Source organism: Caballeronia sp. KNU42 (assembly GCF_053760385.1).
The window spans coordinates 3,479,874-3,493,325 of record NZ_CM132388.1; the positions used below are offsets into that span (position 1 = coordinate 3,479,874).

Annotated in this window: 12 protein-coding genes; 7 read left to right on the plus strand and 5 right to left on the minus strand. The window is 60.3% G+C overall.

Features of this window, described 5'->3' with window-relative positions:
- Nucleotides 1-91 precede the first annotated feature (91 nt).
- Nucleotides 92-2,887 (plus strand): bifunctional [glutamate--ammonia ligase]-adenylyl-L-tyrosine phosphorylase/[glutamate--ammonia-ligase] adenylyltransferase, encoded by a 2,796-nt coding sequence (gene glnE, locus ACSOSP_RS15725; RefSeq protein WP_455308098.1) that lies wholly within the window; start codon nt 92-94, stop codon nt 2,885-2,887.
- Nucleotides 2,888-2,979: 92 nt separating this feature from the next.
- On the opposite strand, the gene ACSOSP_RS15730 is transcribed toward glnE, so the two are convergent.
- The 4 genes from ACSOSP_RS15730 to ACSOSP_RS15745 all read right to left on the minus strand — a co-directional run bounded on the left by ACSOSP_RS15730 (nt 2,980) and on the right by ACSOSP_RS15745 (nt 6,426).
- Entirely contained in the window at nt 2,980-3,390 is a 411-nt protein-coding gene (locus tag ACSOSP_RS15730; protein ID WP_455308100.1) for a type II toxin-antitoxin system VapC family toxin, read from the minus strand.
- Entirely contained in the window at nt 3,387-3,644 is a 258-nt protein-coding gene (locus tag ACSOSP_RS15735) for a type II toxin-antitoxin system Phd/YefM family antitoxin (protein WP_455308102.1), read from the minus strand. The genes ACSOSP_RS15730 and ACSOSP_RS15735 overlap by 4 nt, the downstream gene beginning before the upstream one ends.
- Nucleotides 3,645-3,860: 216 nt before the next feature.
- Entirely contained in the window at nt 3,861-5,516 is a 1,656-nt protein-coding gene (gene recN, locus ACSOSP_RS15740) for a DNA repair protein RecN (protein ID WP_455308104.1), read from the minus strand.
- A gap of 7 nt (nt 5,517-5,523) precedes the next feature.
- The gene (locus ACSOSP_RS15745; protein ID WP_455308106.1) at nt 5,524-6,426 is read right to left on the minus strand and encodes an NAD kinase; all 903 of its coding nucleotides are present in this window, start codon (nt 6,424-6,426) and stop codon (nt 5,524-5,526) included.
- Nucleotides 6,427-6,647: 221 nt separating this feature from the next.
- On the opposite strand from ACSOSP_RS15745, the gene hrcA reads away from it, so the two are divergent.
- The 3 genes from hrcA to ACSOSP_RS15760 all read left to right on the plus strand — a co-directional run bounded on the left by hrcA (nt 6,648) and on the right by ACSOSP_RS15760 (nt 9,342).
- On the plus strand, nt 6,648-7,667 hold the full coding sequence (gene hrcA, locus ACSOSP_RS15750) for a heat-inducible transcriptional repressor HrcA (RefSeq protein WP_299713102.1): 1,020 nt from the start codon (nt 6,648-6,650) through the stop codon (nt 7,665-7,667).
- Nucleotides 7,668-7,857: 190 nt separating this feature from the next.
- Entirely contained in the window at nt 7,858-8,925 is a 1,068-nt protein-coding gene (hemH, locus tag ACSOSP_RS15755; protein ID WP_455308109.1) for a ferrochelatase, read from the plus strand.
- 9 nt (nt 8,926-8,934) lie between these two features.
- On the plus strand, nt 8,935-9,342 hold the full coding sequence (locus ACSOSP_RS15760) for an RNA-binding S4 domain-containing protein (RefSeq protein ID WP_455308111.1): 408 nt from the start codon (nt 8,935-8,937) through the stop codon (nt 9,340-9,342).
- On the opposite strand, the gene ACSOSP_RS15765 is transcribed toward ACSOSP_RS15760, so the two are convergent.
- A complete protein-coding gene (locus tag ACSOSP_RS15765; RefSeq protein WP_174254665.1) occupies nt 9,314-9,475 on the minus strand; it encodes a hypothetical protein in 162 nt (53 codons plus the stop codon). The two genes, ACSOSP_RS15760 and ACSOSP_RS15765, sit on opposite strands and share 29 nt — an antisense overlap.
- A gap of 468 nt (nt 9,476-9,943) precedes the next feature.
- Here ACSOSP_RS15765 and grpE point away from each other — a divergent pair, with 468 nt between their 5' ends.
- From grpE to dnaK, 3 genes are all read left to right on the plus strand, one after another.
- A complete protein-coding gene (grpE, locus tag ACSOSP_RS15770; RefSeq protein WP_455308113.1) occupies nt 9,944-10,525 on the plus strand; it encodes a nucleotide exchange factor GrpE in 582 nt (193 codons plus the stop codon).
- Nucleotides 10,526-10,596: 71 nt separating this feature from the next.
- Nucleotides 10,597-10,947 carry a thioredoxin family protein gene (locus ACSOSP_RS15775; RefSeq protein ID WP_455310987.1) on the plus strand — a complete coding sequence of 117 codons (351 nt, stop codon included), beginning with the start codon at nt 10,597-10,599 and terminating at the stop codon, nt 10,945-10,947.
- A gap of 199 nt (nt 10,948-11,146) precedes the next feature.
- Complete coding sequence (dnaK, locus tag ACSOSP_RS15780; protein ID WP_455308115.1) at nt 11,147-13,114, plus strand: molecular chaperone DnaK; 1,968 nt, start codon at nt 11,147-11,149, stop codon at nt 13,112-13,114.
- Nucleotides 13,115-13,452: the final 338 nt, after the last annotated feature.

Sequence of the window (13,452 nt, forward strand, 5' to 3'; positions counted from 1 at the left end):
GACGGCGTTCGGCACACCCCGCGCCAATTTGCGCAAAAGCCCCGGCGCACTGCCGGACTTGTTTGTGAGCAATGACTGAGCCCGACCTTTCATGACCGACGCCGTTTTGCTGAGTGCCAGCACTTCCCACTATGCCGCGCGCGTGTACGCCGCGCGCTCCGAATTGCCGGCGCTGGTGGCCGAATGGTCGAAGGCGCCGATTCGCCGCGCGTGGATCGAAGCACGGCTGGACGCGCTGTGCGACGCGTGTTCGGCACACTCGGCCGGCGGCCGGCTCGATGAAGCTGCGCTCAAGACTGCGCTGCGGCGCTTGCGCATCGAGGTCTTCTGCACGGTGATGGAACGCGATCTCGCCGGCCTCGCGCAGGTTGCCGAAGTCACGGGCGCCATGACCGATCTTGCCGAGCTGACCATCCAGCGCGCGCTCGCGGTGTTATCGGCAGATCTGGAAGCGACGTTCGGCGAGCCGCGTGGGCCTGACGGACAGCGCTTGACGCTGGGTGTGGTGGGAATGGGAAAGCTCGGTGGACGTGAGTTGAATGTGTCGTCGGATATCGACCTGATCTTCGTCTATGAAGAAGACGGTGAGACGACAGGCGGCGAACGCGCGGCGTTATCGACGCAGGAATATTTTACGCGGCTCGGCCGCAAGCTCATAGGCGCTTTGGCCGAGGTGACGGAAGACGGTTATGTCTTTAGAGTCGATATGCGCTTGCGGCCGAACGGCGATGCCGGTCCAATCGCTTGCGGGCTCGGCATGCTCGAAGAATATTTCTACGTGCAGGGGCGCGAGTGGGAACGGTACGCGTGGATCAAGGGGCGGCTGGTTTCCGAGGGGGAGAGCGACGCGGCGCAACGGCTTGCGAAGCAGCTCGACGCGCTGGCCATGCCGTTTATTTATCGGCGGTATCTCGACTACGGCGTGATCAGCGCAATTCGCGCGCTGCATGTGCAGATCCGGCAGGAAGCGCAGAGACGTGCGTCGATGCGTCCCGACAAAGCCGACGACATCAAGCTCGGGCGCGGCGGCATTCGGGAGATTGAGTTCAGCGCGCAGGTTTTTCAACTGATCCGCGGCGGCCAGATTGCCGATCTGCGAATTCGTCCCACCTTGTCCGTGTTGAATCGCGCGGCGGCGCACGGGTTGATATCGGCGAATATATGTGGCGAACTCACCGAGGCGTACCTGTTCCTGCGCAAGCTCGAGCACCGCTTGCAGTATCGGAACGATGCGCAGACGCACGCCATGCCGGTCGCGCCCGAAGACCGCGCGGTGTTGGCCAACGTAATGGGTTTCGCCGATTACCCCGCGCTGACCGACGCGCTGGAAGCGCACCGGGCGCGCGTGGAGCATCAGTTCGACCAGATATTCGCCGACAAGGTGAAGGGCGACGGCGGTTGTGCGGTCGCGGAGGATTCGGCGGCGTCGTGGGTCTGGAGCAGCGCGCTCGCCGACGACAGCGCCGAAGAACAGCTGGTCGAACGCATGACCGAGCTGGGTTTCACCGATGCCACCGCCGTGCTCACGCGTTTGCGCAACGTATGGAAATCGACGCGATACGAAGGTTTGCCTGAGCGCAGCCGGGAACGATTCGACATCGTCGCGCAACGTGCGCTCGAAGCCGCGAAGGCCGTCGAGCCGCCCGAGCGACGCGGCGACACCATTGCGCGGCTATTCGATTTGCTCGAAGCGGTTAGCCGCCGCGGCTCTTATCTCGCGATGCTGACCGAATATCCGGCAGCGCTCGAACGGGTGTTGTCGGTGCTTGGCGCGTCGCGTTGGGCGGCGGGATATCTGATCCGCCATCCACAGCTTCTTGACGAATTGCTCGACGATGAAGTGATCGCGAGCCCCTTCGACTGGGGGCAATTTCGCGAATCCTTGCGCGCGCAAATCGCCGCCGCCGATGGCGCCGAGCAGCAGATGAACTTGCTGCGCCACGCGCACCAGGCTGAAGTGTTTCGCATTCTCCTGATCGATCTGGCCGGCAAGCTCACGGTTGAACATGTGAGCGACTTGTTGTCGGCGCTGGCTGATGCGGTGCTCGATGTCACTATCGAAACGGTGTGGTCGCAGTTTCCCAAGCGTCACCGCGAGGTGCCGCGCTTTTCTGTGATTGCTTATGGGAAGCTGGGCGGGAAGGAACTGGGTTACGCGTCGGATCTCGACCTGATCTTCCTGCACGACGACCCCGACGAATCTGCTGCCGATATCTACGCCACGTTTGCGCGCCGGCTGATCACGTGGCTCACGACGGCAACGGGAGCGGGCACCTTGTTCGATGTCGATTTGCGGCTGCGTCCAAATGGCGAATCGGGTTTGCTGGTGACGAGCCTGGAATCGTTCCGGCGTTATCAGATTCGTGAGGGCGATGCCGCAAATACGGCGTGGGTCTGGGAACACCAGGCGTTATCGCGTGCGCGTTATTGCGCCGGCGATGCGGAGATTGGCGAGCGCTTCGAGGAGATTCGCGCCAAGGTTCTGACAATGCCCCGAGATGCCGCTGCGCTGGCCCAGGAAATTGTCGTGATGCGCGAGCGGGTGGATGCCGGGCATCCGAACCGGAGCAAGTTGTTCGACTTGAAGCACGACCGCGGCGGGATGGTGGATATCGAGTTCATCGTGCAGTATTGTGTGCTGCTGCACGCGCGTGAAGACGCTGAATTCGTGCGGAACATGGGCAATATTTCGCTGTTGCGGCTGGCCGCGGGGTTCGGGCTGTTCAGTGCCGAGGAGGCTGAAACGGTGGCGGCTGCGTACCGGCGTTATCGGAAATTGCAGCACACGCTGCGGCTTGATGGAATGGAGAAGGCGCGGGTTGAGCCGGATGTTGTGGTGCCGGAGAGGGAGGCTGTGACAGGGCTTTGGAAGCGGGTATTTGGATAGGCGCCGGCCGCTTTGTTGGACCCTTTGACAGGGCTTGACTTTAGAACATTATCCCGGCCTCGGCCGGGATTTTTGATTCACACGGGCACTCGCTACTTCACCAAACGAATCGGGCTCGCTTTGTATTCAGCGACCGTTTCGTCATTTGTCAGCAAGGTGATGCCTTCGACTGTCGCTTGCGAGATCAGCAGCCGATCGAAAGGGTCTTTGTGATGATCCGGCAGGTTGCCAACACCTGCCGTATGCGCGCTGCTGATGGCCAGTTCGATATAACCATTGTCCAGCAGCGCCCGGCGGAACAAATGTGCGTCGACTTTGAAGTCGGGTCTGCCGAGTCCGTTCTTGATTGCCACTTCCCAAACGCTGGCCGCACTGAACAGAAGTTCGTTTTCCTCATCTTCGATTAGCGCACGCGCTTCCTTGGAAAGCGAGCCGCTCGAGCGAACGTCCGCGCTTGCAACGGACGTCCACAACAGTAAATGCGTGTCGAGCAACAGCTTCATTCGTCGCCGCCAAACATCGCGGCGATTTCGTCCTTGCCCAACTCGTTGAACACCTGCGCATCAGGCACGGTGACCTGACCGGCAAGAAACCCGATTCGCTTTTTCTTGGCCGGCGCCGGGGTGTCGACGGCAATGATCCGCACCATCGGCTTGCCGGCTTTGGCGATTACAACGGATTCGCCCTGCACCGCCTTCTCGACCAGCCGCGAAAGGTTGGTTTTAGCCTCGTGCATGTTGACTGTGATGGTGGGCATAGCGGTCTCTTTGGTATGGCTTAGCTAAGTAGGCTTAGTCTATCATGAGGCCACGCCGAAAGGGATATGGCGAGCGTAGTGGGGGGCAATCAGTAGCGGGCCAAGATCAGCAAGACGACACTTGAATCACATGAAGGAGTGTTCCCAGCGTCGCGTGCGCGTGCGTGACAACGGACGACTGCCGCAAAACAGCCGCGCTCCGCATTAATCCACCGCTCACGCAGCGAGCATTTCCTTCGCGTGCTTGCGGGTCGTGGCCGTGATTTCGAGCCCACCCAGCATGCGCGCGACTTCCTCCACCCGCTTCGACTTATCCAGCGGCGTAACCGTGCTGACCGTTCCGCCCGCAGAATCACCTGCTTTCGCCACCTGGAAGTGGTGATCGCCACGTGCCGCAACCTGCGGCAAATGCGTGACGCATAACACTTGCCGATCGCGGCCCAATTGATGCAGCAAGCGCCCGACCACTTCCGCGACACCGCCGCCAATTCCCGTATCCACTTCATCGAAAATCAAAGTGGGCGTCGGGCTCGCCGTGCTTGCAATCACCGCCAACGCCAGACTGATCCGCGCGAGTTCGCCGCCGGACGCAACCTTCGCCAGGGGCCGCAAGGTCACGCCTGCATGTCCGGCCACCCGGAACTCGATCTGCTCGAGCCCATTCGCGCCGCCTTCCGCCAGCGGCACGAGCGCGACTTCGAAGCTGCCGCCTACCATCGATAATTCCTGCATACCCTTTGTCACCGCCTTGCCAAGCGACTTCGCAGCTTTCCCGCGTGCCTTCGACAACACCGTCGCTTCCGCCAGATAAACCTCTTTCGCCTTGGCAACCGCCGCGCGCAGCGCGTCGAGATCGGCGGCGGCATCGAGCGCTGCCAGCTGCCTGCGCCGCTCGGCATGCTCCTCGGGCAACGCTTCGGGTTGCATGCGGAACTTGCGCGCAGCCGAATGCAGTTGCTCCATCCGATGCTCAACCTGCGCGAGGCGGTTCGGATCGAGTTCGAGCCGCTGCGCATAATGCGAGAGCGAATACGACGCTTCCTGCAATTGAATCTCGGCAGGTTCGAGCGAAGCCAGCACGTCGGCAAGGGCAGGGTCGATATCGACCAGACCGCGCAGCTTCGAGACGATGGAAGAGAGTTGCGTGATCATGGCTTCGTCCGACTCGGACAGCGCGTTCAGCGCACCTTGCACACCGTCGATCAAACTCGCCGAATGCGATAGCCGATGATGCTCGGCGCTCACTTCTTCCCACTCGCCTGGCTGCGGCGCGAGTTTGTCGAGTTCGCTCAACTGCCATGCAAGACGCTCGCGCTCCAGTTGCAACTCGCGATCGCGGTTTTGCGCCAGTTCGACTGCCTGCGTGGCGTCGCGCCAGACCCTATGCGTCCGCGCCACTTTTTGCGCTGAATCGAGAAGGCCCGCGTGGGTATCGAAGAGTTCGCGCTGAGCGTCGGGACGCATCAGCAATTGATGCGCGTGCTGGCCGTGGATGTCGACGAGCATTTCGCTCAGTTCACGCAACTGCACGAGCGTCGCCGGCGTACCGTTGATAAACGCCCGCGAACGCCCGCTCGAATCGACCACACGGCGCAGCATGACGGTGTCGGCATCGCCAACTGCCAGCGCGTGCTCGTCCAGCCAGCGCGAGACTTGCGCGTGGGTCGAAAACTCGGCGGTGATGTCCGCCCGCGCTTCTCCGGTGCGCACAATGCTGGCGTCGGCCCGCGCGCCGAGCGTGAGCGCGAGGGCGTCGATGAGAATCGACTTGCCGGCGCCGGTTTCGCCTGAAAATACGGTGAAGCCGCGCTCGAACTCGAGGTCTAGCGCGGCGACAATGACGAAGTCGCGAATCGAGAGATGACGGAGCATGGGCGTCTTAGAGTTTCGTGGCGTCTTCGTGCGAGGGATATTCGTTCCAGTGCAGCTTCTTGCGCAGCGTGGCGTAGTGGCTATAGCCAATCGGGTGCAACACCGGCACGGTATGGCGCGAACGCCGCACTTCAATGGTGTCGTTCAATTCGACAGCGGTAAACGACTGCATGTCGAAATTCACGTTCACGTCGCGCCCGCCAATAATCTGGATATCCACCTGAGAGTCGTCGGGTAGCACGATCGGACGGTTGGACAGTGAATGCGGCGCAATGGGCACCAGTACGAACCCCTGCAATTGCGGATGCAGGATCGGTCCGGACGAGGACAGCGCGTACGCGGTCGACCCCGTGGGTGTGGCGACAATCAGCCCGTCCGAGCGCTGGTTGTACATGAAGCGTCCATCCACCGACACGCGCAGTTCCGCCATGCCTGAGAAACCGCTCCGATTCACCACGACGTCATTGAACGCCAGCGCGTGATAGATCGGCTGGCCGTCCCGGACAATGCGCGCTTCCAGCAAGGTCCGCTCTTCGCGCTCGAAACTGCCGGCGAGCATCTGCGGCACGAGCTCGTGCATTTCGGCCAGCGTGATGTCCGTGATGAAACCGAGCCGCCCGTGGTTGACGCCGATCAGCGGCGTGCGATATGGCGCGAGCTGCCGCCCAATGCCTAGCATGGTGCCGTCGCCGCCGAGCACGACCGCCACGTCCGCGCGCGCGCCAATTTCCTGTGCGCTCAAGGCCGGGTAGTCGGTCACGCCGACGTCATCCGCCGTTTCGGTTTCGAACACGACGTCGAAGCCGCGTTTCACGATGCAAGCGGCGAGCGCCGTCAGCGGCTCCCTGATGCCGGGCGTATTGTTGCGCCCCACGAGCGCGACAGTCTTGAATTGGGTCCCAATTTCCATGCCGGCATTACACCATAGGTGAGTGTCGAAAAGAACCGTGCGCCTGCCCGCGGCGCTTAGGAGTTGTGTGTATACGCCAAGCCCCGGGCGCGACGGGGAATTGTCGCTAGAATGGTGTGGATCATGAATTGATGACGGGTGAATGACAAACCAGCCTCAACCGTCGTCGCCCTTTTTTGCTGTGCTCGCTGTTTCCTTACACGTTGAGCTAAAATTTCCCCATGCTAGACCCCCGTGCCCAGACCCTCCTCAAGACGCTGATCGAGCGCTATATAGCCGAAGGTCAGCCGGTCGGTTCCCGCACGCTGTCGCGCTACTCCGGCCTCGAGCTCAGCCCTGCCACCATCCGCAACGTCATGTCGGACCTGGAAGACCTTGGCTTGGTGGTGAGTCCGCATACGTCGGCGGGGCGGATTCCCACGCCGCGCGGTTACCGGCTCTTCGTGGACACCATGCTCACCGTCGAAACCACCGACGACGAAGCCATGACCTCCGCCGTCAAGATCAAGCTGCAGGGCGGCGAGCCGGCGAAGATCGTGGCTGCCGCGGCGAGCGTGCTCTCGAACCTGTCCACGTTCGCTGGCGTCATTCTCACGCCGCGCCGCAGCCACATGTTCAAGCAGATCGAGTTCATGCGCCTGTCCGACAAGCGCATCCTGCTGATCATAGTGACGCCTGAAGGCGACGTGCAGAACCGCATCATGGCCACTCAACGCGACTACTCGCCGTCGCAGCTCACCGAGGCGTCGAACTATATCAACGCGAATTTCGCCGGGCTGTCCTTCGACGAAGTACGCCGCCGACTGCGCGAGGAAATCGACGCGTTGCGCGGCGACATGACCTCGCTCATGCAGGCAGCGGTGGCCGCGAGCGTCGACGAAACGGATCAAGGCGACACCCTGCTGATTTCTGGCGAGCGCAACCTGCTGGAAGTGGCGGATCTTTCCTCCGACATGGCGCGGCTGCGCAAGCTCTTCGACGTGTTCGACCAAAAGACGAGTCTCCTTCAATTACTCGACGTATCGAGCCACGCGCAAGGCGTGCAGATTTTTATCGGCGGAGAGTCGAATCTCGTACCGATCGAGGAAATGAGCGTTGTGACAGCGCCCTATGAGGTGAACGGGAAGATCGTAGGTACGCTGGGGGTGATCGGACCCACGCGGATGGCATACAACCGCGTGATTCCAATCGTCGATATCACCGCGCGCCTGTTGTCCCTCTCGCTCAGTAGCCAGCAATAGTGCGATAAGTCTGCAATAAGCCGTCTGCCGGTCCGGTCCGCAAAATGCTGCGAAGCCCTCCGGCAGACAACCCATCTTGCCTTGCCCCAGCCTCGTTCACCACTCGGCCGTTCGGTCGATGTTGCGTTCCGAAACCCGCCGCTATAATGGGTTTCACTTACTTCCACGGGCTTCACAGCCTCTTTCCTTTATGCGCTACGACCTCGAGTTGCCTTCGCAGCCTTCCGCTTCGCATCGCGTTGCGGTGCTGCTGATCAACCTCGGCACGCCGGATGCGCCCACGCCCAAGGCGGTGCGCAAATACCTCGCGCAGTTCTTGTCGGACCCGCGCGTGGTGGAAATTCCTGCGCTCGCGTGGCAAGTCATCCTGCGGTTGGCCATCCTGCCGTTCCGGGGCCGGGCGTCGGCGAAAAAATATGCCCAGGTCTGGCTGCCCGAAGGCTCGCCGTTGCGTGTGTATACGGAAAAGCAGGTTGAGGCGTTGCGGCGGTTATTCATGGTGAACGACTATCACGTGATCGTGGACTACGCCATGCGCTACGGCACGCCCGGCATTCCGGCCATGATGAATCAACTCAAGCTGGAAGGCGCTGAGCGCGTACTGCTCGTACCCATGTATCCGCAATATTCGTCGTCGACCACGGCCACCGCGTTCGACGACGCGTTTAATGCCTTGCGGCGCGTGCGCAATCAGCCGGAGCTGCGCACCATCCGCCAATATGCGGACCATCCGGCCTATATTGGTGCGCTGGCCGAGCAGGTGCGGGACTATTGGCGGCATCACGGCCAGCCGGACTTCGCGGCCGGGGACCGGCTGGTGCTGAGTTTCCACGGCGTGCCAAAGCGCACCATGGATCTTGGCGATCCATACCATGATCAGTGTCAACAGACCGGCTCGTTGCTGATGGCGGCGCTTGGGTTGTCACCGGTGGAATGCCGGGTGACATTCCAGTCGCGTTTTGGCCGGGCAGAATGGCTGCAGCCCTATACAGCGCCGTCGCTCGCCGAACTCGGAGCCGCAGGCGTGAAGCGGGTAGACGTCTTCTGCCCTGGGTTTACGTCGGATTGCCTGGAAACAATCGAGGAAATCGGCATTGAAGTGCGCGATGAATTCCTGCACGCTGGCGGCAAGGAGTTTCACCGGATTCCCTGCCTGAATGCATCGCCGGCCTGGATCAAGGCGCTGGGCGAAATTGTCGCGCAACACCTGCAGGGCTGGCCCGTGCAAGCGCCGCAAACGCTTAGCGCCGCCGCATAGACCGAGCAAATGAACTACCAGATCTCAACCGATTCCAGCGCCCGCCTTCGTATCGACAAATGGCTGTGGGCGGCGCGCTTTTTCAAAACGCGCTCACTGGCCAGCGACGCAGTCGAAAAGGGCCGCGTGCGAATTGGCGGTGCGAATGTGAAGCCGTCCAAGGACGTGCGTGTTGGCGATCTCGTGGAGATCGAGATTGAACACGTGCTTTGGCAAGTGAACGTGCTGGGAATTTGTGAAGTGCGCGGCCCCGCGCCGATTGCGCAGACGCTCTATGCTGAAACGGAAGCTGGACGGGAAAAACGCGTGGCAGAGAATGAGCGAAAGAAGACGTACCGAGAGCCGGCAGCCGCATTACAGGGTCGCCCGACCAAGCGCGACCGCCGCATTATCGACAAACTTTCAGGCTCGGACTGAAAAAATGTTCCATGGTGGCCGAGACGCCGCCGTACTCCGTGGTGTGGTCGTTGACCGCACCGGACATGCAAATAGTCGTGGTGCCGCCAACAAGTACCAAAGCGACGATCGCAATAGCAAAGGTCAGTTTCATGGGCACCCCCTGTAACAATCAACAGCTCTGAAAAACCGGCGCTAGAGCTGACTTGAAACAAGCCTTAGCGACAAAAAAAGCGGCAAATAAACTTGGATTCGGACATTCGTAAGATTAGGGTTAACTAGGGCTTCCGAAGACATGTTCGAAGTGTAGGCGAGCAAATCAACCGGCTCAATCTGAATCTGATGACAGGCTCAAAATGGTTGTAACCGGTCATTTCCGCGGCCTAGAAATAGCCCCGGAAAGCACCCGCAACCCCTTGAAAACGCTCATCTGAGCCTCAAATGGGGGTCTTGGGACGAACACAGGAAGTACCTCGCTTTACTCGCACTGTCCGCTGTTCGGGCCCGTTGTGTTTTTGCAACGTTGAGTTGGCGGTTATCATCGGCAGCTTTTTGATGGGTCGAAACCGCAACGTTGCGTTCGATTTCATCCGTTTTCACCCATAGCAAAATCTCAAGCGACATGGAAAACACGCAAGATAATTCCGCGAGCCAGAACCCCACGCCCGCCGACAACACCGCGGCGGCCCAAACTATCCAGCAACCCGGCGGCCCGGACGGAATTTCCACCCCGGAAACCGTCGACGTGAACGAAACCGAGGCACTGCTCGCTGAAGCGCAAGCCCGGGCAACGTCGCTGCAAGAAGAGTTCCTGCGCGCGAAAGCCGAGACCGAGAATGTTCGGCGCCGGGCGTCGGAAGATGTGCAGAAGGCGCATAAATTCGCGATCGAGAATTTCGCGGAGAATCTGCTGCCGGTGCTCGACAGCCTGGAAGCCGCGCTGACGCATTCATCCACCGACCTGGCAAAAGTCCGTGAAGGTGTCGAGCTGACGCTGCGCCAACTGACCGCCGCGCTTGAAAAGGGCCGTGTGGTCGAGGTCAATCCGGTAGGCGAGAAGTTCGATCCGCATCGTCATCAGGCTATTTCGATGGTGCCGGCCGAGCAGGACGCAAACACGGTGGTCTCGGTGCTGCAAAAGGGCTATGTGATCGCGGACCGCGTTTTGCGTCCGGCGCTTGTCACGGTCGCCGCGCCGAAATAAGCGTTTCAGCCAAAGACGCTGCTGTGACGGCCAATATTCCTGTCGACGCCACCGCGTTTGCCGCTTTCGACATGCGGGAATTGAGCGCCGAGACGTTCGATGCCGGCCTCGAGTCGGCAGCGGACCAGTTGGCCGTCGTCTTTTTCTGGGGTTTCGAGTGTTTCAACTGCGAAATCGCGAAAAAGGCAATGCTGGCAAAACCGGACGAGATCCGGGCGCTCGGGCTGACATGGTTTCACAGCAACGTCTATGAGCATCGGGATCTTGGCCGCCGTTTCATGCTGCATGGCGTCCCAACGTGGTTTTTCTTCTACCGGGGCAAGCGCCTCGGACGAGCAACCGGCTGGCATGGGCTTGGGCAGTTCGAAGCCGCTGTCGCCGCAGCTCGCGAGAAGATTCGGGCGCTCGAAGCGAAAGCTTGAGCGGTGAGCTCCAGGAAAAGTTTCAGATCGGCTGAAAAAAAGCGGAAAAACGTCGGTTTTTGGTCTTGAAAACGATGCGAACGCTCTTATTTGGCGTACAGGGTTAAATTTTGGGCATCCGGCTAGCGGATTCGAGCGTCAATCACGTCGAAAACGCAAAAACGGACCTGCTGCAATCAAAGTCAGGAGAGTGATAAAAATGGGCAGAATCATTGGTATCGATCTGGGCACGACGAACTCGTGCGTCGCGATCATGGAAGGCAACACGGTCAAAGTGATCGAGAACGCGGAAGGCACGCGCACCACGCCGTCGATCATTGCTTATGTGGACGACAACGAAATTCTCGTCGGCGCGCCGGCGAAGCGTCAGTCGGTCACGAACCCGAAGAACACGCTGTACGCAGTCAAGCGGTTGATTGGTCGCCGTTTCGACGAAAAAGAAGTGCAAAAGGACATCGCGCTGATGCCCTACAAGATCGTGCGCGCCGATAACGGCGACGCCTGGGTCGAAGCCCGCGATCAAAAACTGGCACCGCCGCAAATCTCGGCTGAAGTGCTGCGCAAGATGAAGAAGACCGCTGAAGACTATCTCGGCGAAGAAGTGACGGAAGCCGTCATTACGGTTCCGGCCTATTTCAACGACAGCCAGCGTCAGGCGACGAAAGACGCGGGCCGTATCGCCGGTCTGGAAGTGAAGCGGATCATCAACGAGCCGACCGCGGCCGCGCTGGCTTTCGGCCTGGACAAGAACGAAAAGGGCGATCGCAAGATTGCCGTGTACGACTTGGGCGGCGGTACGTTCGACGTGTCGATCATCGAAATCGCGGACGTTGACGGCGAGAAGCAGTTCGAAGTGCTCTCCACGAACGGCGACACGTTCCTCGGTGGCGAAGATTTTGACCAGCGCATCATTGACTACATCATCTCCGAGTTCAAGAAGGACCAGGGCGTTGATCTGTCGAAGGACGTGCTCGCGCTGCAGCGCCTGAAAGAAGCCGCTGAAAAGGCGAAGATCGAGTTGTCGTCGACCGCTCAGACCGAAATCAACCTGCCGTACATCACGGCCGACGCGTCGGGTCCGAAGCACTTGAACCTGAAAATTACGCGTGCGAAGCTGGAGTCGCTGGTTGAAGACCTGATCGAACGCACGATGGAACCGTGCCGTATCGCTATTAAAGATGCAGGCGTGAAGGTCGGCGAAATCGACGACATCATTCTGGTCGGCGGTATGACGCGTATGCCGAAGGTGCAGGAAAAGGTTAAGGAATTCTTCGGCAAGGATCCGCGTCGTGACGTGAACCCGGACGAAGCCGTGGCGGTTGGCGCCGCGATTCAAGGCCAGGTTCTGTCGGGTGACCGCAAGGACGTGTTGCTGCTGGACGTGACGCCGTTGTCGCTGGGTATTGAAACCCTCGGCGGCGTGATGACGAAGATGATCAACAAGAACACGACCATCCCGACCAAGCACGCACAAGTCTATTCGACCGCTGACGACAACCAGAGCGCCGTGACGATCAAGGTGTTCCAGGGTGAGCGCGAGATGGCGGCAGGCAACAAGCTGCTGGGCGAGTTCAACCTCGAAGGCATTCCGCCGGCATCGCGCGGCACGCCGCAGATCGAAGTGAGCTTCGACATCGACGCGAACGGCATTTTGCACGTCGGCGCGAAGGACAAGGCGACGGGCAAGGAAAACCGCATCGTCATCAAGGCGAACTCGGGCCTGTCGGACGCTGAAATCGACAAGATGGTGAAGGACGCTGAAGCGAACGCCGACGAAGATCATCGTCTGCGTGAACTGGCCGACTCGCGTAACCAGGGCGACGCGCTGGTGCACAGCACGAAGAAGGCCGTGGCTGAATACGGCGACAAGGTCGAAGCGGGCGAGAAAGAGCAGATCGAAGCGGCGTTGAAGGATCTTGAAGAAGCGCTGAAGAGCACGGCCAGCGACAAGGCAAGCATTGACGCGAAGATTGAAACGCTGTCAACGGCGTCGCAGAAACTTGGCGAAAAGATGTACGCCGACATGGCTGCAGCGCAAGGTGCGGCGGGCGCGGCAGCGGGTGGGGCGAATTCGGCGGGCGCAGCAGGCGGCCCCGGTGCGCAAGCGGCGCCGGAGCAGCACGATGATGTCGTCGACGCTGACTTCAAGGAAGTGAAGAAGGACTAAGTCGATTGAACCGCTTCAGCAGTTCGTCGGTGAAGGTTGAACCGGTCCCGTGCAGCTTCGGTGTTGCGCGGGACCGCGACGAAAAATGTCTTGCGAGAAGGTGTTGAGCGCATGGACGAAGAACGCGCCTGGCGAGCCGAATGGCTTTCCGGGCACGTTGTTTTTTTAGAGGGCGCTGTGCTTTGTGCGGGTTGATTTGCGTGCTGGTCACTTATTGGCCGCGCGAATCATGCGTGTAGGCGAGGCGTCGACGAACCACATGAGTCGCGAGACTCCAGGCATCCAAGAGGGAGCTGCCGGACCTGATCTTCGATCAGGCGCGGTGGCGCTGAACCGAT

Excerpts from the sequence above, each read along its gene's own strand:
- ACSOSP_RS15765 (WP_174254665.1), bottom strand. The coding sequence starts at position 9,475 with ATGAAACTGACCTTTGCTATTGCGATCGTCGCTTTGGTACTTGTTGGC.
- glnE (WP_455308098.1), top strand. The coding sequence starts at position 92 with ATGACCGACGCCGTTTTGCTGAGTGCCAGCACTTCCCACTATGCCGCG.
- ACSOSP_RS15735 (WP_455308102.1), bottom strand. The coding sequence starts at position 3,644 with ATGCCCACCATCACAGTCAACATGCACGAGGCTAAAACCAACCTTTCG.
- ACSOSP_RS15775 (WP_455310987.1), top strand. The coding sequence starts at position 10,597 with ATGCGGGAATTGAGCGCCGAGACGTTCGATGCCGGCCTCGAGTCGGCA.
- grpE (WP_455308113.1), top strand. The coding sequence starts at position 9,944 with ATGGAAAACACGCAAGATAATTCCGCGAGCCAGAACCCCACGCCCGCC.
- ACSOSP_RS15730 (WP_455308100.1), bottom strand. The coding sequence starts at position 3,390 with ATGAAGCTGTTGCTCGACACGCATTTACTGTTGTGGACGTCCGTTGCA.
- ACSOSP_RS15745 (WP_455308106.1), bottom strand. The coding sequence starts at position 6,426 with ATGGAAATTGGGACCCAATTCAAGACTGTCGCGCTCGTGGGGCGCAAC.
- dnaK (WP_455308115.1), top strand. The coding sequence starts at position 11,147 with ATGGGCAGAATCATTGGTATCGATCTGGGCACGACGAACTCGTGCGTC.
- recN (WP_455308104.1), bottom strand. The coding sequence starts at position 5,516 with ATGCTCCGTCATCTCTCGATTCGCGACTTCGTCATTGTCGCCGCGCTA.
- ACSOSP_RS15760 (WP_455308111.1), top strand. The coding sequence starts at position 8,935 with ATGAACTACCAGATCTCAACCGATTCCAGCGCCCGCCTTCGTATCGAC.
- hemH (WP_455308109.1), top strand. The coding sequence starts at position 7,858 with ATGCGCTACGACCTCGAGTTGCCTTCGCAGCCTTCCGCTTCGCATCGC.
- hrcA (WP_299713102.1), top strand. The coding sequence starts at position 6,648 with ATGCTAGACCCCCGTGCCCAGACCCTCCTCAAGACGCTGATCGAGCGC.